Raw genomic sequence first — 20,764 nt, 5'->3', positions numbered from 1 at the left:
GACGTGTTTTTTGTTTATCTTATCTCCTAAAAGAGTCTTTTTAATGTTTTGATAATTTGAATTGTCAAAATTTTCACATTTCATTAAAAAATCATGCATTGATAAGTTTCCTTGCAGTCGATATATTTCAGAAAGTATTGCTAATTTTTTTGCATATTTATGAAAATCCATTGGAAAATGTCTTATCGAAAATAAAACTTTGTTTTTGTATTCAGTTTTTAATTTTTCTATTTCTAGAAACTTATTTTTACACGGTGGACATTCATAATCCATATATTCTATAACAACAACGCCAGAAAACCTTTTTTCCTCGTTGTTTAGAATATCAGCAGACTGAATATTTAATATCTCGGGGGGGGGGGGCGCAGTAGAATCCTGATAAGATAATAAAGAAAATGTAACCAAACAGCCAACTAAAGACGTAACCATCATCACTGAAGTTTCTTTGTTTGGCTTCCTGAATCTCATCTTGATAAGCAATTATACGTTAAATTTAGAGAATGTCAAGGCAAACAAAAAGCCGGGAGCGACACGCGCTCCCGGCTGAGGATTAACCCCGAACTACTTGTCGACGCGCTGTGCGACGGCAACATCCACGCTGACCCCCGGCCCCATGCTGGAGGAGACGGTGATCTTCTGGATGTAGCGGCCCTTGGAGCTCGACGGCTTAGCCTTGACCAGGGTGCTGATCAGCACAGCCATGTTCTCGCTGAGCTGCTCGGTGGGGAAGCTTGCCTTGCCGATAGGAGCGTGGATAATACCACCCTTGTCCACACGGTAGGCGACGCGGGTTGCCTTCTTGATGGCGGTAACCACACGGGTGACATCCGTGGTCACGGTGCCCGACTTGGGGTTGGGCATGCGCGGTCCCAGGATACGTCCCAGCTTACCGACAGCGGGCATCATGTCCGGTGTTGCCACCAGAACATCGAAGTCACGCCAGCCGTTCTGGATCTTGGCGATTAGCTCATCGGCACCCACTTCATCCGCACCCGCAGCCGTGGCAGCATCGGCGTTCGCGCCCTTAGCAAAGACGGCCACTTTCTGGCTCTTACCGGTGCCATGCGGCAGGTCGGTGGTACCACGAACCATCTGGTCGCCCTGGCGAGGATCTACCCCTAGGTTGATCGCAACATCTACGGTGGAGTCGAACTTGGTGGAGGCAGTTGCCTTCACCAGCTCAAGGGCGGCAAGTGGCTCGTACTGGGTGTTCTTGGTCACTTTCGCGGCTTCGGTCTTGAAGCGCGCGGAGACGACATGCTTTCGGTCTTGTTTTCGCATTGATTTTCTCCGTTAGTCCGTGATCGTCACGCCCATAGAGCGGGCCGTGCCTTCGATAATGCTCATCGCCGCATCCACATCGTTGGTGTTCAGGTCAGGAAGCTTCTTCTCTGCGATCTCTTTGAGCTGCGCCTTGGTGATAGAGCCGACCTTGACGGTGTTGGGCTTACCCGAGCCCGACGGTACACCCGCCGCTTTTTTGAGCAGGTCGGACGCAGGCGGGGTCTTGGTCTCGAAGACGAACGAGCGGTCATCGTAGATGGTGATTACCACAGGCACGATCGAGCCCGCCATGTCAGCGGTCTTGGCGTTGTAGCCCTTGATAAACTCCATCATGTTGATTCCGTACCCACCAAGGGCCGGACCAACGGGAGGTGCAGGAGTTGCTTTCCCTGCATTGAGCGCCAGCTTAACGACGCCCACAACTTTTTTTGCCATTTTCTTTTCTCCGTAGTGTTAGCGGCGGGTCTTTTGGCAAGCCCCGCCTCCTACTTTAACCCTCTCTTCCCCCGCTGGGCGGGGGCTAGGGGGTTAAATCTTTTCGATCTGGTTAAAGTCCAGCTCAACCGGCGTGTCACGTCCAAAGAGCGAGATCATTACCTTGACCTTCTCTTTCGTATCGTTGACCTCCTCGATCTTGCCAGTGAAGTCCGCAAACGGCCCCGAGTTGACTCGGACCACCTGGTTCTTCTCCCAGATCTTCTTGGGCCGTGAGGCCGCATTGTTAGGATCGAGAGCATCCAAGATGTCTCGAACTTCTTTATCCTGGAGCGGAACCGGCTTGTTTCCCGACGAAACAAAGCCCGTAACTCCTGTCGTGCTCTTGATCAAGTACCACGTGTCATCGTCCAGAACCATGTCAATCAAGACATAGCCGGGGAAGACCTTGCGCTTGTACTCTGTCTTCTTGCCGCCCCGATTTCGGGTCTCGGTATCCGTGGGGACGAGAATGCGGAAAAGCTTCTGCCGGAGCCCCATCGTCTCCGCACGCTTCTCGATGGTCATCTTGACCTTCATCTCGTGGCCCGAGTAAGTATGAACCGCGTACCAGTGTCGCTGCATCGTGCTGCCTTTTTAAACGCTTCCTATTTGTGCGGTATCACCCGTTCGGTGATCTGGGACAAAATAAAATCTAGCCCGCCACAGTAGATGGCGACAACCGTGATCAACAGAAGAACGATCTGTGTCATCTTGATAAGCTCAGGGCGAGTGGGCCAGTGGGTCTGCGGTGACTTCAGCTCATGCCGAACCCCCTTCAGATACTCCTGTAAACCCGGACGCGGTGCCTTTTTTGCGGGCTCCGACGGTTGCTGTGCGGTTGTGCTTGCCATCATTTCTCCTCGAACTCACTGCGGGCAACAAAAAGCAGGGTACCGTAAAGGTGCCCTGCATCTGTGCAGAATATCATAACTTCTAGTACTTGTCAATATCCTGTAAAAGTTCCCTTAGACCAGCACAAGCTGCTTTTGCACCATCTTACGGGCGCGGTGGATGCGGGCCTTGACGGTCGCCATGGGAAGCCCGGTGCGCTCGACGATCTCGTTGTAGCTCAGCTCCGCAATGGTCAGCAGTAGAACATCTCGGTAGCTGGGGGGCAGGGTCTGGACGGCATCTAGCACTGTGCTGGCCTCGACGCCATCAATGGCGCGCTTCTCAGGGCCGACAAACTCGCGTGTGGACTCCCACTCGGCGATCTCACTAGTGCCTTCACGGTCGCGGCGCTTGCGCTGAATTTTATGGAGGAAGATGCTCCGCAGAATGCAGCGCAGCCATGCCAGGGTCGCGTCTTGGGTACGAAGCTGGTAGAAACGGGTGTAGGCCCGCAGAAGAGTGTCCTGCACCAGATCTTGGGCATCTGCCGTGTCGTGGGTTAGGTGCAGTGCAAAACGCATCAGGTTCTCGCGGTGGGGCAGAACCGCATTCTCAAAACTCGCTGTCCTCATGATGTTTGTATTGTAGGTCAGATCAAGACCGCGCCGCATCGGGCGCAGGGTGGATTTTACGCAGACCATATCCGTCTGTAGACCTACTTCGCGTACAATAGTAAAAAAAGCAGGCTGCCCAAAGGCAACCTGCTTTCTGTTAGTTAGGAGCCGAAGCTACCAGCGATTTCCACCGCCGCCACCGCCGTCGCCACCGCCGCCGCCGGAGCGACCGCCGCCACCGCCGCCGTAGCCACCACCACCACCGGAGCGACCACCGCCGCCACCGGAGCGACCACCCTCTTCACGAGGACGAGCCTCGTTGACAGACAGGCTGCGTCCGTCTAAAGAGTAGCCATTGTACTTGGCAATCGCGTTTTGTGCTTCGGCAGCATTGGGCATCTCGACAAAACCGAAGCCCTTGGACTCGCCAGAAAAGCGATCCGAAACAACAGTAGCATCGGTGACTTCGCCCATCTCGGCGAAGAGGCTGCGAAGCCCCTCAGTATTTGTGGAGTACGAAAGACCCCCAACGAAGATACGCATTTGCGTCTCCTGATAACCCTCATGTTAGTTTTTATGCGACACACAGATAACAGAGGAACAGGAGCCAAAAGCGGAACGAACCGGGCCGGGCAGAACTGGAGCTGTCATAGGGAGGTTTGTGGATAGAAGGCTGTACCCACAAAAAAGCACGTATGCATCTAACCACCTATTCTGACATGGCGCAAGAGCTTGACCAAAAATAATTTATTTGACGCTCGTTCGTGGTAAGCGGGAGACTCCCATGAGGTACTGATCTACCCCATGCGCCGCCTCGCGGCCCTCCGCAATTGCCCAGACAATCAGGCTCTGGCCGCGACGTGAGTCACCTGCCGCAAAGACCGCGGGCACATTGACCGACATGTAGTCCTCATCCACCTTCACATTCCCGCGCGCATCCAGCTCGACCCCGAACTGCGTGAGTGGCGAGCGCTCCGGCCCGGTGTAGCCAATAGCAACCAGTACCAGATCCGCCGGGTAGATCGTCTCGGATCCTGGGACGGGCACGATGCGACGTCCTCCCTCCGCCCGCTCAATGCGCTCGACTTGTACCGCGTGCAGCGCTTTGACATGCCCCTTGCCATCGTCTTCGAAGTGCGTCGTATGAACCCCCCACGCCCGCTCGCCGCCCTCTTCGTGTGCGGGGCCGTTTTTGAGGATATGGGCAGGCTGAGGCCACCAGGGATTCAGCTCGGGCATGTCCACCGGCGGCTCAGGATGGATCTGGAACTGGGTCACCGATGCTGCCCCCTGCCGCGTCGCGGTGCCGTAGCAGTCTGCCCCCGTATCGCCACCACCGATAATCACAACATGCTTGTCTTTAGCATCTATTACGGGCAAACTATCGCCCGCTTTGCGCTTGTTCTGCGGCACGAGATAGTCCATGGCATAGTGAACACCCTTTAGCTCCACACCAGGAAGATCTAGCATTCGTGGAGCGAGCGCTCCCGTGCAGAGAAGCACCGCATCGAAGTCGCGGCGCAGCTCGGTGACGGTCACATTTCCCCCGACATTGGCCCCCGTGCAGAAAACAATGCCTTCGTCTTCGAGCTGCTTGAGACGGCGATCTAGCACGAACTTGTCCATCTTGAAGTCGGGGATGCCGTAGCGCATTAGCCCGCCTAGACGGTCATCGCGCTCAAAAACTTTTACCCAGTGCCCCGCCCGATTGAGCTGCTGCGCCGCCGCCAGACCTGCGGGACCGCTGCCAATAATGGCCACGCGCTTGCCCGTGCGGTTCTGCGGCGGCTCCGGCACAACCCAGCCTTCTTCAAACCCATGGTCAATGATGCGCTGCTCGACCGTCTTGATCGTCACTGCTTTGTCGTTAATCGCCAAAACGCAGGCATCTTCACACGGAGCAGGACAGAGCCGTCCGGTGAACTCGGGGAAGTTATTGGTGGCATGCAGGGCGACAAGTGCCTCCTGCCAGCGCCCTCGGTAGACCAGATCGTTCCAATCGGGAATAAGATTGCCCAGCGGGCAACCACTATGACAGAATGGAACGCCACAGTCCATGCAGCGCGATGCCTGAGCACGAAGCTTCTCCGGAGCCATCGGCAGATAGACCTCCGACCAGTCCCGAACTCGCTCACTCACCGCACGCTTTTTCGGCGCTTCCCGTGTCAGACTTAAAAATGCTCTACTATCGCCCATCACTTTCCCCCCACAAAACTCTCTTCACTCAGCGACAGCGCCTTCTCGCTTGCAAACACCGCAGGCGAGGAGTATTTTATCGTACGGACAGCTTTTCCGCGAGAATCTGCGTGAGCTGAAGCCCATCGTGAGAGCGGTCGGGCACATCGCGCACCTTAAACCTCTCATGAACTGCTTTCCAGAGCGCTTGCTCACGTGGCGTCTCTGCACGGTACTCACGGCTCCACAGCGCCAGATAGACCGGCTCTGACCCGACACTTAAGCGCTGCGAGATAACTTTCAAGCCATCCTCTTCGCCGTTTATCGAATCATAAAGCCGACGGCCTGTCCATGCGGGGTGGAGGAGCTTGCCAATATGCGCCGTACACACTAGCTCCGCAGCCTCAGGAACCTCACGACCAATATCGCTCCGCAGGCTCTCTAGCGTCCGTAGCATTTTCTGGTGACGCCAGTGAACCGCCCCTGTCCCCAGAAAGAGCAACGCCCCAGTCACGACAGCCAAGATAAGCCACTGGCGTGGTGAAAGCCGAGGCGCTAAGAAGTCCGTGAGAACTTTCCCATAAGCAACAATAAACAGAGGCAAGATCGCTAACAAGAATCGCTGCCCAATAATAAAAGACTCCAGTGGTTGATTAGTTGCATCCAGAAAAAAATAAGGACTATAGAATAGTATAATACCGAGAATAGCAAGGCGCAGAAACCAGCAACCTTTCTTCCGATAGAATATAGGAGCAGCAACCATTCCAGGGAAAATTAATCCCGTAGCCAAAATATAAAAGGGAAAGTGTTGCATAAAATATGTAAGATTAAAACGATCTGACAGTTCCCCAGATCCAGCATCATACTTTGCCCACCCACCTTGCTGGATTATTTTTTGGTAGAGGTAGGCTACTATAATTCCTGGCAATGCTCCTAAGACAAGAAAAATCACGGGACGTAGTTGCGCAACTCGCTGCGTGAAAGTGCACCGACGCCAAGGTAATAACTCTTCGATAAGAATTCCTAGTATTGCCAATGGAACAACGATTCCATTGGCGGTTTTTACCAAGACAGCAGTCCCCAACACCAAGCCTGCTAATAGGGGACGCGCGCGTATATGTGCAAGAAAGGCTACGGCTACAGCTAGTCCCCCCAAAGGATCGCTCATCAGGGTTCGGCTATAGATCACCGCAGTCGGATGGAATAAAAAAAGCAAGGCAAAAAGCGCAGAGGCACCCACATGCCGCAAGAGCCGCCCTACAACAAAAAAGGTTGTTAGGTGCACCAAGATATTTGCCCCCATGACAACGGGCCATCCCAGAAAACTCAAGCTGGCCAGATAGAGTGACATCCCTGGAGGGTACTTAATGGTGAAGTGCTCTCCCGCAGTGATATACATGGTTGTCGTGACATGCGCGACATCGGAGTAGAATGTGCCTTGACGCAGAACATAGGCAAAGTTAAGGTACGCCGACTCGTCCATCGTCGTCGTCACGGGGGGCCAGAAGAGAAGCGCTAGCACCACATATAAAATAGCGGCAAGCGACAGCAGTCGCATCTCATTCTTCTCGGGGAGCATCTGCTGGGCATTTTACCATGCGTCAGGAACGCTTGAGCAGAGCACTTTGGAGGCTCTGGGACTTCCAGCTTGCGACTTTATGGGGGCCGAGTTCACCGCGCTGGAAGGTTCGAGTTTCATACTGAATGCCGGAAGCGATGAGGACATAGCGGGTGAGCAAGAGCCTGCCTTCTACTTCAAAGGCAGTCAGCAGCTCGTTATTTTCCAGCACGGCATCAAGTAGAATCCCATTTTTTTCGTCGAGGATAAAGGTTCCTGGCTTATCTGCAAACCCTTGGAGCTCATAGCGGCGCTCGGGCTGGCCGCTGTAGGCGAGCACCCAGCTACAGGTATCTTTTTCCTTTGGGGTGATCCTTAGCTCCATTGCCGGGGTCTCCGGGAAGTTTTTCAGAGGAGGGCGCAGGGTCAAGCTTCCTCGCCAGACCCCATGCCAAGCTTTGGGAAGCATCTACTTCCCTTTACCACTGCCCTTTTTCGGAGCAGGTTTCGCTGGTGTCGCAGGCTTTTCAGTCAGCGGCTTATCGTCAAGGAAACGGATACTATTGATCATTTTCTCAAAATCCTTCACACTCTTGTCAAAGTCGGCATTCATCCCGGCAAAAAGCCAGGTCATTTGGGTGTTTTTATAGACCATGAAGATCAGTCGGAGCGTGGCCTCTTCCTGAATCCCATGTGTCTTACTAATGTCCAAAGAGGCAAGAACGGAGAGAGCTTTGCGCCCCCCCACTGTAATTTGTGCTTTTTTCTCGATGGCCATCCCTGGGATTAGCTTACCAATCGCTTCAACATCACGGTCACTTGGCAAAGCATTGTCTACTTGCTCTTGAAGACCTGTTTTAGGTTTCGGTGAGGTGATCAGATAGATCCCCCCCAGTAGCTTATAAGTAAAAGAGGTGCTGTTGCTTGTAAATCTATTGCTATAGCGATCAATTTCCGGAGACTGTAAAGCCAGTACCATAGGATAGACTTCGTCCTTAGCAGAGCGAGTGTAGCTAGCAGGCTTGACCAGCTTCATGCGAAATTCTTCTAGAATGATCGTGTTTTCATTCTGTGCCCGTGCAGGAGAATGGAAGCCAACGAGAAGAGAGAGGAGTGCCAGTAGAGAGAGAACCTTCATAATCAATAATCCTTCCAGCGAGATTATACAGAATTCAAGACACGAAATAAAGGTGGCTCCAGGATGGCAAAAAATACCCGTTTTCCCGAAGCCCTGAGAGGAGATTTACTAGCGCTGGACACGGCCGGAGCCATCGCCTTTAAGCAGGGTTTCGACCTCGGAGAGCTTGATGTAGCTGAAGTCGCCGACAATGGAGTGCTTGAGGCAGCTGGCGGCGATGGCGAACTCGATGCACTCTTGCGCTGACTTCCCATTCACGAGCGAGTAGATCAGGCCCGCTGCGAACGAGTCGCCGCCGCCAACGCGGTCCACGATATCAATATCGTAGTGACGGGAAAAGTGCGCGGTGCTGTTCGTGTAGAGCATCCCGGACCAGCCGTTGCGGCTGGCGCTGTAGGACTCGCGGAGGGTGATGGCTACGCCTTTTAGATTTGGGAAGCGCTCGGTGAGCTTCTGCGCGACCTCGATATAGCCGTCGTGAGAGAGTGCGCCGCTGGTAAGGTTCGAGTCTGCTGCCTTGATCCCAAAGACCGTCTCGGCGTCTTCTTCGTTGGCGATGCACCAGTCGACGTAGGGCATCAGCTCGCCCATCACGTTTCCAGCCTTCTCGCTGCTCCAGAGCTTCTTGCGGTAGTTTAGATCACAGCTCACCGAGATACCTTTGGCTTTTGCCGCTTTTGCACCCGCAATCGCCGCCGCCGCCGCGCTGTCCGAGAGAGCGGGCGTGATTCCGGTGGTGTGGAACGCTGTTGCCCCCTCGAAGATCTCGTCCCAGCTCAGCTCGTCGGGAGAAATTTCGGCGATGGCGCTGTTGGCCCGGTCATAAAGTACCGTCGAGGCCCGCTGTGAGGCACCTTTCTCCACAAAATACACGCCCATGCGCTCTCCACCTTGGAGAATCTTGGTGGTGTCTACCCCGAGGCCGCGCACTTGATTGATAAACGCCTGCGCCACATCGTTTTTAGGCAGGCGAGTCACAAAACGCGCGTCCAAACCGAGCTGGGCCAAAGAGACCGCGACATTGACTTCCGCGCCGCCGAAGGTCATCTCTAAAGACGTGGCCTGGAGCAAGCGTAGGTAGCCGGGGGGGCAGAGGCGAAGCATGACCTCACCAAAAGTTACGACTCGTTTCATAGGGCTATTTTACAGCGTCTTTCTTCGTTGCGGGCGCACGGAAGCCACGCTCGACCATGTCTTTGGGATCTGTGGAGACCGGGCCATCTCGCCAGAGCCAGCGCATCATGTCTGGCATGATCGCACCGCCGTATTTTTGTCCGTGGTTGTTCATGCCCCAGGTGTAGTTGAGGTCGTAGCCTTTCTGCGTGAGGGCTTTCTGCATCCGCACGTTCTGCAAAAACCAGTCCCACTTTTCGTCGTAGACCCCGCCCCGCATCCCTCGGTTGTCGTTGCGCCCATCACAGAGATAGATACGGATCGGCTTTTTGGGGCTCTTGGCGATGATATCGGGGTACTGGTGGCCGCCCCGGATATTGGTGAAGCTACCAACATTGCTCAGGACTTTGCGAAACGCATTGGGTCGCTCCCACGCCACCGTGAACGCCGCTATCGCGCCCGAGCTGGAGCCGCCAATGCCATGCATCTCTGGGTCTTTGGAGATATTGTAGTCTTTCTCCAGCGCGGGCATTAGCTCTTCGGTGACCACACGGGCGTACTTATCGTCCAGCGAGTTGTACTCCGTGCCACGGTTGGTCGTCCGATCGCCCCAGTCACTCGGGCTGGGCTCGGGCTGCTCCGGCGTGCGCCCTGGATTGATAAACACCCCGATCATCACGGGGATCTCGCGGCGGTAGATAAGATTGTCCATCACGTTCTGCGCCCGCATGTCGCCCTTCTCGTTCTTGAACGCTTGACCATCTTGATAGACCATGAGTGCGGCAGGAGCTGCGGGATCGTACTGGGCGGGGACATAGACCCAGTAGGTGTGCTGCGTCCCTGGGTAAGCCTTGCTCTGGATCACAAAGGGCCCACGGATCTCGCCTTTGGGCACGCCCTCTTGTGGCAGGGAGTCCGGCCCAAGACGGTACTGGGAGTCTGGGTTTGGGGTTGGTTGCTGGTGCGCCAGTGCGAGAGCGGCAGCGCCCCCTAGGACAAAAGTTGCGATGTATTTTGCTGCTTTTTTCATGAGAGAAATATACCTGAAGTTTTCGCTTGACAAAACTTTTACTACACGGTAAAAAACTTTACTACAGAGTTAAAGATGCAAGAGAGCCTACGAGAGCAACAGCGCCTGCGGCGCACCGATGCCATTCTTGATGCCGCCCGTGAGCTGACACTGGAGACCGGCTACGAGGCACTCACCATGGATGCGCTTGCTGCCCGTGCGGGGGTAACTAAGCCAACGCTCTACGCACACTTTCCTAACAAAGAAGCCATTGCGGTGGCCTCCATTGTCCGTAATATCCGCCGTGGTCAAGCGGGGCTGTCGCAGCTTGATCCAACTCTATCCCCACTGGCGAAGCTCGAAAAATACTTTCGCTGGGCGCTGGTAGGGAAGTTTGTGGAGCGCAAGATTGCCTTTGGCGGTGCGCCCGTCGCCGTGATCCGCACCAACCCAGAGTATCAGGTAGTGTTTCAGGAGATGATGCAGAGCCTCAGCGCAATCTTCGAGGCGGGAAAAGCTTGCGGTGAGATCGCGCCAGGTCTGGATACCCGCACCGCACTCCAGACATTTGTGAGCGTGTTGCGAGATATCGAGTACGACGAACTGATTCACAGTGGAGCCGTTGATTCGGATGCGCTGGTAGAGACACTGACGAAGATTTTGATCGGTGGATTAACCTCCCCCGGCGGCACCACCGCCACCTGGGTACCCCTTGGGTGCGGCAAGCGAAGGGGTGAAAGAGAAATAGAATGTGGATAGTCTGGGTGCAGGAAGCGCCCCGAGAAAAAGTAGAAAGATTCACGCTAGAGCGAGCGATTGCCCAGGCGCTGGAGCGCAGCACGACGGTCAAGAACGCCAGGCGCGCGGTGGAGGCCGATAGCAAGCGTGCCGATGCCACCACAACAGCGCTCAAGCCGACGCTCTCGGCGAGCGCCAGTGCGCTGCGCTTTGACAGCCCGACTCGGATTGTCTTTACACCGGGAGCCGCGCCATTTACCGCATTGCCCGATCACACCGAGAGCCTCGCGATCACGCTGGCGCAGCGGCTCGATCTCTACGGCCAAGTGCGCACCGCGACCAGCCAGGCGCGGCTCCAGAGCCTCGCGGATACGTTTGGGGTAGAAACGGCGATTCGTGCCAAGAAGCTTCAAGCCAGACTGACCTACTTCGGACTGCTGAAGGCGCGTGATCAGATGAGTGTCGCGGTGGCAGCACTGACGGCGGCGCAGACCCAGCAGAAGCAGGCGCAAACCCTCTTTGACGGCGGGGTGGGCCAGAAAGTGGATCTGCTCCGCGCCAGCACCGCGCTGGTGCAGGCCGAGCAAGCCGTCGAGGTGGCGAAAAACAGCGAAGCGGTGGCCCGTTCGGCGTTCAACGATGCGGTGCATCTGCCGCTGGACACCAAGATTGAGCTGGAGCAAGTGGCGACCGTCCCCGAGCTCCCCGACGAAGCCACGGTGAACAAACTCGCCGAGAGCCGCGATGATGTCTTGCAGGCCGAGACCCTGGCCCGAGCGACCGAGCTGGGTGTGACTCTGGCGCGGGTGGCGGATAAACCCAGTGTCGCGCTCCAGGCGACGGGGAGCTACTACCCGACCACATCGTTTCAGTACCCGCGCCAGCGCACGGCGGCTCTTGGCATCTCGCTAAACATTCCCCTGAGTGACGGCGGTCTGACCCGCGCCCGCACTGACGAGGCAAAGCTACGTGCGGAGAGTGCGCAGGGCCTTGTCGGAATCGCCAAAGGCAATGCCGCGCTCGAAGCCCGGCAGGCCTACTTAAATCTACGCACCGCCTTAAAACAAATTACGACCGCACAAGTTGCGGCGGAGCAGGCACGCGCCGCTCGCGATCTCGCCCAAGTGCGCTACGCCGGACAAGTCGGGCTTTTTCTAGAGCTCAGCGATGCCCAGGCCGCGCTTGTCCGCGCCGAGAACGCCGCCGTCGATGCCCTCTACGATTACCATAGCGCCCGCGCCCGCTTTGAGAGCGCCACAGGAGAGAAAACACGATGAGTCAGCCACAACAACCCAACCCCGCCGGGGCGCCCCCTGCCACGCCAGAGCCCCCCAAGCGACGCTCGCCCGTTCCGCTGATTCTGCTAGTGCTTGTGCTGGGCAGTGGCGCGGTCTATGGCGCACAACAGTATATCTGGGGTCGCACCCATGTCCAGACCGACGATGCCTACCTCACAGGGAACTTGGTCAATGTCAGCCCCGTGATCGGAGGCGTGCTCTCAGAGATTACGGTGAGCGAGGGCGACGAGATTAAAGAAGGGCAGCTACTGGCAAAAATTGACAGTGACTCCCAAAAGGCGGCGCTGGCTCAGGCGGAGGCGGCGCTGGAGGCAATGAAGAGCCAGGTGCCACAGGCCGTTGCAAATCTTGAGTTCCAGGCCCGCTCCACCGACGCCGCCATCCAGCGTGCCCGCGCCGCTGAGGCGATCCAGCAGGCCCGCACTCAGAGCGCACAGGCACAGGTCGCCCTCGCCGACAAGACCAGCGCCAGCCAGCTTACTCAGGCACAGAAACAGCTCGCCGCCGCCAAGGCACAGGCCACACAAGTCAGTCTGCAAGCGGAGGCCGCTGCCGCAACCGTCCATCAGCTCGAAGCGCAGGCAGACACGGCGCGGGCGGGGCTGGCCGGGGCGAAAAAGGCCGTCGAGACGGCGCGAAAGGGTGTGGACGTGATCTCCGCGCGCCTCTCCGGTGCCGAGGCCGAGGTCGAGAAGACCAGTCGCGATGAGGCCCGCTACAAGGCGCTCTTGGAAAAAGACGCCGTGACACGCCAGCAGTTTGACGCGATCCACTCCCAGGCCGAGGGAGCCCGCTCCAGCCTCGCGGCACTCAAAGAGCAAGTGGCGCAGGCGCAGGCGCAAGTCGCACAATCTGAGTCGCAGGTGGATCAGGCGGCGGCGCAGGTAAAGAGTGTCGAGTCGCAGATCCTGCAAGCGCGCGCTGCCCACGCGGCGGCAAAGCAGGCCGCGCAGGCTTCGAAAGAGCAAGCGAAAGTGGCGGAGGCGGGCGTCGGGCTGGCGAAGGCAGGGGGTGGCCAGGTGGCGGTGCAGGCAGGGAACCTCGCGGCGACCACTGCCCAAAATCCCCAGCTTGCCGCGGAGCTCGCCACGGCCAACGCGGGACAGTCGCAGGTAACCGCCAAGCGGGAGGCAGTGACCGCCGCAAAGACCCAGGTGGATCAGGCCGCGGCACAAGTTGCCAGCGCCCGCAAAGCGCTCGCCAATACCACGCTCACGGCCTCGACCTCGGGCATTGTGGTGCGCAAGACCGCCAATGTGGGAGCCGCGCTCTCGCCAGGGCAGACCATTCTGACTCTCACGCAGGGCAAGACGGTCTGGCTAACGGCAAACTTCAAGGAGACCCAGATTCGTGATCTGCGGGTCGGGCAGCCGGTTGTGGTGCATGTCGATGCGCTTCCCAACAAGACGGTCATCGGCCATGTGGCGGTGATCGGAGCCGCGACGGGAGCGACCACTAGCCTACTTCCTCCCGACAATGCCACGGGAAACTTCACCAAAGTCGTCCAGCGCATCCCGGTGCGCATCGCCCTCGATGGTGATCTGGAGGGACTCTCCCAAGGCATGAGCTGCGTGGCAATTGTGGACACGGCGGATAAAACCGAGCACCCTGAGCGCATCCTCAAGGGCTGGGACGGGAAAAAATAATGCCAAGCACCGTTAGCCCGTACCGGTGGTGGATTCTGCTGGGGCTCTGGGCATCGGCGGTGATGGAGGTGCTCGACACCACCATTGTCAATGTCTCACTTCCCCAGATGGCGGGGAACCTGAACGCGACCACGCAGGAGATCGCGTGGGTGGCGACTGGCTATATTCTCTCCAACGTGGTCGTGCTGCCCATGACGGCGTTTCTGGCGGGGCGCTTTGGGCGGCGCAACTATCTCATCGCCTCGATCGTGCTCTTTATCCTGGCATCCCTATTCTGCGGGATGTCCACGACGCTGGGGCAGATGATCCTGTTTCGCATTCTCCAAGGTGCGGGCGGCGCGGCGCTGCTCGCGACGGCACAGGCAACACTCCGCGAGATATTTCCCCCGCAAGAGCAAGGCATGGTGCAGGCGATCTTTCTGATTGGAATCGTCGTGGCCCCGACCGTCGGCCCGACACTGGGGGGCTGGATCACCGACAACTACAACTGGAACTGGATCTTCTACATCAATATCCCGCTCGGCTTGCTGGCACTGCTTCCCGTGACGGCGTTTCTCGAAGACTCACCCTTTGGCCGGGGCAAGCGCCCGGCGGACTGGCTCGGAATTGGGCTTCTCACAGTTGGGCTGGGCTGCTTGCAGTATGTTTTAGAAGAAGGCAACAAAGACGACTGGTTCCAGAGCGAGCTGATCGTCAAGCTGACGGTTATTGGGGTACTTGCCTTGGTGGCGCTGGGCTTCTGGCTGCTCTCACCGAGAAATATAGCGCCCGTCGTGGATCTGAAAGTGCTCCAGAACCAGCAGCTCCGTGCGACGCTCGTGCTCTTTCTGGTGCTGGGCTTTGGGCTCTATGGGGGAATCTTCCTCTACCCGCTCTTCACGCAGCTCGTGCTGGGCCTGACTCCCACGGCGAGCGGGCTCTCGCTCATGCCTGGCGGTTTTGCCACGATGGTCTCCGCGATTATCTGTGGACGACTGCAAGGCAAGGCCGACCCACGCCTCTTGATCTGGATTGGGATGATCTTGTTCTGCTTCTCGATGTGGAATCTAGGGCATCTCTCGACACAGATCAGCACCGATAGCCTCACACTGACACTAGTCATCCGTGGCCTGGGGCTGGGCTTTCTCTTCACACCCATCAACCAGATCGCATTCGCGGTACTCAAGCCCCAAGAGGTGCAGCAGGCAGCGGGGCTGATCTCGCTCACCCGCCAGCTCGGCGGCTCGCTCGGGATTGCGATCTTAGGAACCTACCTAACCAACCAGACACGTTTCCACCAGGCCATGCTCTCTGAGTCGCTGAACGCCGGAAACGCCGCGCTTGCAGAGCGCCAGGCCGCCATTGCTGCTAATTTAGTGGCACATGGCATGAGCCCGGTACTGGCAAAAGGCGCCGCGCTTGGGGGAATCGCGCGGCAAGTGGGGCTTCAGGCTCAGACCATGGGCTTCAACGATGGCTTCTTTCTGATCCTGCTCAGCTTTGCTGCGGCCGCCCCCATTGTGCTACGATTCAAACGCCCCGTTCCCGCCCAAGGCGCACGCAACGGTGGTGGAGGACACTGAGTTGATACAAACCCGCGAGCTTGCGATCACGCACCGCTACCTGCACCTGCCCATCCAAGAGAGCGTCCCGGAGCGCAAGCTGGAAATGAGAGTCGGTGGGCACGTGGAGGTTATCGCCGCTGTGCGCCTCGCAGACGGCAAGCCGGACTGGTGGGCCTTTAAGGATGTCAGCGCGTGGAAGGGCAAGACGCTGACGTTGACACTAGAGATAGGGCTGCTGAGCACGATTGTCCAGAGCGACTTGCTTCCGGACGAAGCCAGTCTCTACCAGGAGCCGCTACGCCCTCTGCTTCACTTTTCGTCGCGGCGTGGCTGGCTCAACGACCCTAATGGGCTGGTTTTTTATCGCGGTGAGTACCATTTGTTCTACCAGCACAACCCTTACGGCTGGGGCTGGGGCAACATGCACTGGGGCCACGCCACAAGCCTGGACTTGGTGCACTGGCAAGAGCACGGCGATATCCTCGCGCCCGATACGCTCGGGGCGATGTTTAGTGGAAGCGCCGTGGTGGACTGGAAAAACACAAGTGGTTTTGGCGAGAACGGCCAGCCACCACTCGTGCTGATCTATACCGCCGCTGGGAACCCAACGACGCAGTGCTTAGCTTACAGCACCGATGGCCGGATGTTCACCAAGTACAGTGGTAACCCAGTGATTCCGCAAATCACCGATGGCAACCGCGATCCCAAGGTCTTCTGGCACGAGCCAAGCCAGAAATGGGTGCAGGTGCTCTATGTCGGGCTACCCAGCAACCAGCATACCGTTCACTTTTTTACATCACTGAACCTGAAAGACTGGACAAAAGTGAGCCTGGTGAACGGAAGCGTCGGCGGCGATAACTTCCTCTACGAGTGCCCGGACTTCTTCCCCTTGCCGCTTGATGGAGACACAAATAATCCAAAATGGATACTAACGGCTGCCAATAGCCGCTACAGTGTCGGCACATTCGATGGGATCACTTTTACGCCCGAGCACAGCAACCTCCCGGATGTGCATGGCGCAGGCTTCTACGCCGCCCAGACCTACAGCGATATGCCCGATGGCAAGCGCATCCAGATCGGCTGGATTCAGGCACCGTCGCCGGGGATGCCCTTCAACCAGCTCCAGTCGCTTCCTAGTGAGCTGACTCTCAAGACAACGACGCAGGGGCCACGCTTGATGCGCACGCCGGTCAAGGCGCTTCAAAGCTTGCGTGAGGGCAGCGATCAGGCAGCAAATATACCCAGCTTTCGCGCGGAAGCAATCGAGCTACAGGCGGAGCTCTTCCAAGGCGACACTGACCAGGTGGAGTGTAATCTGCGTGGGGTCAGCGTGGTCTTCGATGCCCAACAGCAGGAGCTGACGGTCAATGGACACAGCGCCCCTGCGCCCTTTGTGCAGGGCACGCAGCGGCTGACGATCTATCTCGACCGCACGGTGATCGAGGTCTATGCCAGCGACGGCCTGACTTACTTAACACTGCCCGTGATCCCCAGCGCCGATGCCCAGAGCGTGTCCGTACAAGCCATCGGCGGCAAGGCACAGCTCAGCGCGCTAAAACTCTACAAGCTCAAGTCGCTCTGGCAAAATAAGTAGATTTGTTCTAAACTCTGAACATGCGGTCAGAAAATAAACCTGGCGCTCCCGAAGAGCTGTCTTTTATCGAGAAGGCGCGGCGCACGCAGCTCATCGCCTGCACGATTGAGACCATCGCGACCCTTGGCTACGGCCAGGCATCGCTGGCACAGATCGCCAAGCGGGCGGGGGTGAGCAAGGGCGTGATCTCCTATTATTTTAAGAGCAAAGACGAGCTGATCGAGCAGACGGCTGCGGCGATCTTTGAGGCATTTGGCACGTTCATGGGGCCACAGATCGACGCCGAGACGACGCCTCGCAAGAAACTTGAAGCCATTATCCGCTCCAACCTCGCGTTTATGCAGCTACGCCGCCAGCACTTGGTGGCTCTGCTGGAGATTCTCGCCAGTGCACGCCCTCTGCCGACCCTGATGGCAGCCACCCACCAGGCATCGCTTTGTGACCTTGAGAACTTCTTCCGCTGGGGACAAGAAGTCGGGGAGTTTCGCGAGTTCTCCCCCAGTGTGATGGCGCTGGTGGTTCGCAATGCCATTGATCTGGCAGCAGGAAAGATCGCCTCCACCGAGGGCTTCGATACGGACAGCTATGCCAACGAGCTGGTTACACTCTTTGAGCGGGCAACCTCAGCGTAGCGCGTCTTTATACTGCTCTCGGAGCAGGTTTTTCTGCACTTTCCCCATGGCATTGCGCGGTAGCTCGTTTATCACGACAATGCGTTTGGGGACTTTGAAGTTGGCAAGCTGCGTCTTGAGCGCTGCGAAAATCGGGGCAGGGTCAAGGGTCGCGCCGGGCTTGGCAACTAAGACAGCGACCCCGACCTCACCAAAGTCAGGGTGTGGAACACCGACCACGGCGCTCTCTTCGACGCCATCGAGCGTATCGAGAACGCTCTCGATCTCTTTGGGGTAGACATTGAAGCCCCCGGAGATGATCAGGTCTTTTCCGCGCCCGACAATCGAGACATAGTCCCCGGGGATGCCCTCGCCACCGAAGTGGCCTAGATCGCCTGTACGGAAGTAGCCGTCGTCGGTGAATTCCTCTTTGGTTTTCTCCGGCATCCCCCAGTAGCCCACAAAGACACCAGGGCCTTTTACTTCGATCATGCCGGGCTCGCCCTGAATGCGTACCAAGACGCCGGGCAAGGGCCGACCGACCGTGCCACCGCAGCGGGGGCCGTCGGTTTCTAAGTACGGGTTTGAGGTTAGGATGCCCGTCTCGCTCATCCCGTAGCGCTCCAGGATCGTGTGGCCCGTGCGCTCTTGAAACGCGGTGAATGTCTCTGTGAGCAGCGGTGCGGAGCCAGAGATAAAGACGCGGACGCTCTGGCAGACCTCCTGGGTGAAGGTGGGCTCGGTGAGCAGGCGGGTGTAGAAAGTGGGCACTCCCATGAGAATTGTGGCGCGTGGCAGGTGCTCAATCGCCGCCTTTACATCAAACTTGGGCAGCCAGATCATCTTTGCCCCAGCGAGTAGCGCCCCATTGGCTGCGACAAAAAGCCCGTGGATATGGAAGATCGGGAGCATGTGCAAGAGCACATCGTCGCGACTCCAGCCCCAGCAGTCGTGCAGTGCGAGCGCGTTGGATGCGAGGTTGCCATGTGTCAGCATCGCGCCCTTGCTGCGCCCCGTCGTCCCCGATGTGTAGAGCAGCGATGCCAGCGCCATGTCGGGCAGCTCGACCGTGGCAAACGTATCGGGAAAGCTCGCGCACGCCTCCAACAAGCTCCCCGTGCGATCGTCATCCAGCGTCGCCATCCGTGCCCCCACGACTTGGGCGAGCGGTGCGATCCAGGAGAGATTTTTGCTCGGGCAGACCACCACGCTCGGTGTGGCATCGCCAAAGAAATACGCCAGCTCACTCTCACGGTAGGCTGTGTTGAGCGGCAGAAACACAAAGCCCGCACGGAGAGTCGCCAGATAGAGCATCAGCCCCTCGGGGGACTTCTCCACCGGCGCGGCCACCCGTGCGCCCCGTGGCAGGTCCAGCGACGATAGCCAGCCCGCGATACGCGCACTACCCTGCGCCAGCTCATTCCAGGTGCGATCCTGTCCCCCCGGCACCTCTAGGCAGATCGCACTGTGGTCGTGCGGAAAACGAGACTCCAAAAGCGTGTAGAGATTCATCGGTTTGGTCAGTGCCCCACCAGGAATTTTACCGCGAGGTAGAGCACCGAGGGCCCCATGAGACAGCCCAGACCCGTGTGAAAGGTCGCGACCAGAGCACCATAGGGCACGAGGCGGCGATCCGTGGCGGCCAGCCCCGCGGAGACACCGCTCACCGTGCCCGCGAGCCCGCCAAAGACCATGGCGGAGCGCGGGGTCTTAAGGCCTAGCAAACCGGCGGCGACGGGCGTGGCGACCATGACCAGAATCGCCTTGATCACTCCCGTGGCGATGCTCAGCGCCATCACTTCCGAGCTCGCCCCAATCGCCGCGCCCGTGACAGGCCCCACGATATAGGTAATCGCCCCCGCTCCAATAGTCGTTAAACTGACCGCATCCGTGTAGCCAAAGGCGCATGCCACGCTTACCCCGACAATAAATGGCAGGATCGTGCCCAGAAGCAGCGCGACGGCCCCGATCATGCCCGCACGCTTTGCCTCACTCACCTGCACCTCACAGGCGGTGGCAACAATGGCAAAGTCTCGAAGCATCGTCCCCCCCATCAGGCCAATGCCACTAAAGAGCACGAGATCCGCCAGCCCCTTCGTGCCTCCGCTCAGCCTTCCCCCGAGATAGGCCAGCGCTAGCCCAATCAGAATCGCAATCGCCGAGCCCTGCACGCGGCCCAGAGTCAGCCGCCGCGAGAGGGCCTCCGAGAGCCAAGCAATCAGCCCGACCAAGGCAAAAGCGACAATCAGCCCGTTTTGCTCAGCGGCTTTCTGAAGAAGGCTCTGCATGGCTAAGCTGCCTCCTCAGTCGCGGCAATCTTGGGCTCCGTGCGGTTGAGGAGCGCGACAAAGCCACCACACACCAGCACGGTCAGCACCGCCGCGAGCAAGGCCATTGGGCCACCACGGAGCGCCGCCACAACATTCTGCTGCATCGCCATCGCGACCACCACGGGGATGTAGAGAGCGCCCCAGTAGTGGATCCCCGCCTCAGACTTTACACTGAGCCAGCCACGCTTGTGGAGGATGAGTCGCATGAAGATCAGCAGCAGCATTGCAATACCTACCCCCCCCACGTTGGCCTTGACCCCAAGCACTTTCCCAAGCAGATCGCCCAGAAAGACCCCTAAGAGGTGGCAGAGAGCAAGCAGGGCAGTCCCATAGATCATCATAAGCTTATGGGGCATTTTAACCCAAACCGGTCAAGAAGTCCTGCTTAGAGTGTCGCACTAGCACGGCTTGACAATTTTAGGTTGCGGTGTTAAAATCTGGCCACTTGGCCAAAAAATAGTTCAAATGGACAGGAAGGTTTCCTACGATGAAGTTTTCTCTGCGTCTCTTGGTGGTTTGTAGCACCCTCGCGCTGATTGCCTCCGCGATCTGGCCCGCAAGCCGGGCGGTGCAAGCGACAAAAGCCACTGGGCATCCGGCGTTTATGAGCCCACAAGCCTCGCCGATTGCGGTGAGGGATCAGCGCGTGTTTGTGGCCAACACACCAGCGGGAACTCTGGACATCATCGATGCCAAGAGCCGCAGGATGGTCAGGCGTGTCGTGGTGGGGGTGGAGCCGGTTAGTGTGGCGGTTCGGCCCGATGGCAAAGAGGTCTGGGTCGCCAACCATCTCTCGGACTCGGT

General features: G+C 57.8%; 23 protein-coding genes. 7 read left to right on the top strand and 16 right to left on the bottom strand.

Features of this window, described 5'->3' with window-relative positions; all coding sequences use genetic code 11:
- From AC1XOS_RS07340 to AC1XOS_RS07280, 13 genes are all read right to left on the bottom strand, one after another.
- On the bottom strand, positions 1-468 hold a 468-nt coding region (locus AC1XOS_RS07340; RefSeq protein WP_481961565.1), incomplete at its 3' end, for a DsbA family protein.
- Between the two features lie 93 nt (positions 469-561).
- Complete coding sequence (rplA, locus tag AC1XOS_RS07335; RefSeq protein WP_481961564.1) at positions 562-1,281, bottom strand: 50S ribosomal protein L1; 720 nt, start codon at positions 1,279-1,281, stop codon at positions 562-564.
- 12 nt (positions 1,282-1,293) lie between these two features.
- Entirely contained in the window at positions 1,294-1,719 is a 426-nt protein-coding gene (rplK, locus tag AC1XOS_RS07330) for a 50S ribosomal protein L11 (RefSeq protein ID WP_481961563.1), read from the bottom strand.
- 93 nt (positions 1,720-1,812) lie between these two features.
- On the bottom strand, positions 1,813-2,343 hold the full coding sequence (gene nusG, locus AC1XOS_RS07325) for a transcription termination/antitermination protein NusG (protein WP_309710322.1): 531 nt from the start codon (positions 2,341-2,343) through the stop codon (positions 1,813-1,815).
- Positions 2,344-2,366: 23 nt separating this feature from the next.
- Positions 2,367-2,615: a preprotein translocase subunit SecE gene (gene secE / locus AC1XOS_RS07320; protein WP_309710325.1), complete on the bottom strand. Its 249-nt coding sequence runs from the start codon at positions 2,613-2,615 to the stop codon at positions 2,367-2,369.
- A gap of 111 nt (positions 2,616-2,726) precedes the next feature.
- Positions 2,727-3,224, bottom strand: a complete 498-nt coding sequence (locus AC1XOS_RS07315; protein ID WP_481961562.1) for an RNA polymerase sigma factor — start codon at positions 3,222-3,224, stop codon at positions 2,727-2,729.
- Positions 3,225-3,380: 156 nt separating this feature from the next.
- Positions 3,381-3,749, bottom strand: a complete 369-nt coding sequence (locus AC1XOS_RS07310) for an RNA recognition motif domain-containing protein (RefSeq protein WP_481961561.1) — start codon at positions 3,747-3,749, stop codon at positions 3,381-3,383.
- 204 nt (positions 3,750-3,953) lie between these two features.
- Positions 3,954-5,402 (bottom strand): glutamate synthase subunit beta, encoded by a 1,449-nt coding sequence (locus AC1XOS_RS07305; protein WP_481961560.1) that lies wholly within the window; start codon positions 5,400-5,402, stop codon positions 3,954-3,956.
- 76 nt (positions 5,403-5,478) lie between these two features.
- Positions 5,479-6,960, bottom strand: a complete 1,482-nt coding sequence (locus AC1XOS_RS07300) for a hypothetical protein (protein WP_481961559.1) — start codon at positions 6,958-6,960, stop codon at positions 5,479-5,481.
- Between the two features lie 22 nt (positions 6,961-6,982).
- Positions 6,983-7,408, bottom strand: coding sequence for a hypothetical protein (locus AC1XOS_RS07295; RefSeq protein WP_481961558.1), 426 nt, complete (start codon positions 7,406-7,408; stop codon positions 6,983-6,985).
- Entirely contained in the window at positions 7,409-8,077 is a 669-nt protein-coding gene (locus AC1XOS_RS07290; RefSeq protein ID WP_481961557.1) for a hypothetical protein, read from the bottom strand.
- Between the two features lie 108 nt (positions 8,078-8,185).
- Positions 8,186-9,211 carry a PfkB family carbohydrate kinase gene (locus AC1XOS_RS07285; RefSeq protein ID WP_481961556.1) on the bottom strand — a complete coding sequence of 342 codons (1,026 nt, stop codon included), beginning with the start codon at positions 9,209-9,211 and terminating at the stop codon, positions 8,186-8,188.
- Positions 9,212-9,215: 4 nt separating this feature from the next.
- Positions 9,216-10,220 carry an alpha/beta hydrolase gene (locus AC1XOS_RS07280; protein WP_481961555.1) on the bottom strand — a complete coding sequence of 335 codons (1,005 nt, stop codon included), beginning with the start codon at positions 10,218-10,220 and terminating at the stop codon, positions 9,216-9,218.
- A 75-nt stretch (positions 10,221-10,295) separates the two neighbouring features.
- Here AC1XOS_RS07280 and AC1XOS_RS07275 point away from each other — a divergent pair, with 75 nt between their 5' ends.
- Genes AC1XOS_RS07275 through AC1XOS_RS07250 form a run of 6 tightly spaced genes read left to right on the top strand, consistent with a single transcriptional unit; the run spans position 10,296 to position 17,651 of the window.
- A complete protein-coding gene (locus tag AC1XOS_RS07275; protein WP_481961554.1) occupies positions 10,296-10,958 on the top strand; it encodes a TetR/AcrR family transcriptional regulator in 663 nt (220 codons plus the stop codon).
- Positions 10,949-12,214: a TolC family protein gene (locus tag AC1XOS_RS07270; RefSeq protein ID WP_481961553.1), complete on the top strand. Its 1,266-nt coding sequence runs from the start codon at positions 10,949-10,951 to the stop codon at positions 12,212-12,214. Before AC1XOS_RS07275 ends, AC1XOS_RS07270 begins: the two co-directional genes overlap by 10 nt.
- Positions 12,211-13,881: an HlyD family secretion protein gene (locus AC1XOS_RS07265; protein WP_481961552.1), complete on the top strand. Its 1,671-nt coding sequence runs from the start codon at positions 12,211-12,213 to the stop codon at positions 13,879-13,881. The genes AC1XOS_RS07270 and AC1XOS_RS07265 overlap by 4 nt, the downstream gene beginning before the upstream one ends.
- Complete coding sequence (locus AC1XOS_RS07260) at positions 13,881-15,443, top strand: DHA2 family efflux MFS transporter permease subunit (protein WP_481961551.1); 1,563 nt, start codon at positions 13,881-13,883, stop codon at positions 15,441-15,443. Before AC1XOS_RS07265 ends, AC1XOS_RS07260 begins: the two co-directional genes overlap by 1 nt.
- Position 15,444: 1 nt before the next feature.
- Entirely contained in the window at positions 15,445-17,019 is a 1,575-nt protein-coding gene (locus AC1XOS_RS07255) for a glycoside hydrolase family 32 protein (RefSeq protein ID WP_481961550.1), read from the top strand.
- Positions 17,020-17,039: 20 nt separating this feature from the next.
- A complete protein-coding gene (locus AC1XOS_RS07250) occupies positions 17,040-17,651 on the top strand; it encodes a TetR family transcriptional regulator (protein ID WP_481961549.1) in 612 nt (203 codons plus the stop codon).
- On the opposite strand, the gene AC1XOS_RS07245 is transcribed toward AC1XOS_RS07250, so the two are convergent.
- Genes AC1XOS_RS07245 through madL form a run of 3 tightly spaced genes read right to left on the bottom strand, consistent with a single transcriptional unit; the run spans position 17,643 to position 20,301 of the window.
- Positions 17,643-19,142: a malonate--CoA ligase gene (locus AC1XOS_RS07245; protein WP_481961548.1), complete on the bottom strand. Its 1,500-nt coding sequence runs from the start codon at positions 19,140-19,142 to the stop codon at positions 17,643-17,645. The genes AC1XOS_RS07250 and AC1XOS_RS07245 overlap by 9 nt on opposite strands.
- A gap of 8 nt (positions 19,143-19,150) precedes the next feature.
- Positions 19,151-19,918 (bottom strand): malonate transporter subunit MadM, encoded by a 768-nt coding sequence (gene madM, locus AC1XOS_RS07240; protein ID WP_481961547.1) that lies wholly within the window; start codon positions 19,916-19,918, stop codon positions 19,151-19,153.
- A gap of 2 nt (positions 19,919-19,920) precedes the next feature.
- Complete coding sequence (madL, locus tag AC1XOS_RS07235; RefSeq protein ID WP_481961546.1) at positions 19,921-20,301, bottom strand: malonate transporter subunit MadL; 381 nt, start codon at positions 20,299-20,301, stop codon at positions 19,921-19,923.
- Between the two features lie 146 nt (positions 20,302-20,447).
- On the opposite strand from madL, the gene AC1XOS_RS07230 reads away from it, so the two are divergent.
- Positions 20,448-20,764 (top strand): YncE family protein (locus AC1XOS_RS07230; protein ID WP_481961545.1); only part of this gene is annotated, 317 nt, incomplete at its 3' end.

It is taken from the genome of Armatimonas sp., assembly GCF_964826245.1.
Note: the sequence above shows the minus strand (reverse complement) of the source record. Positions and strands in the feature narration are given on the sequence as shown.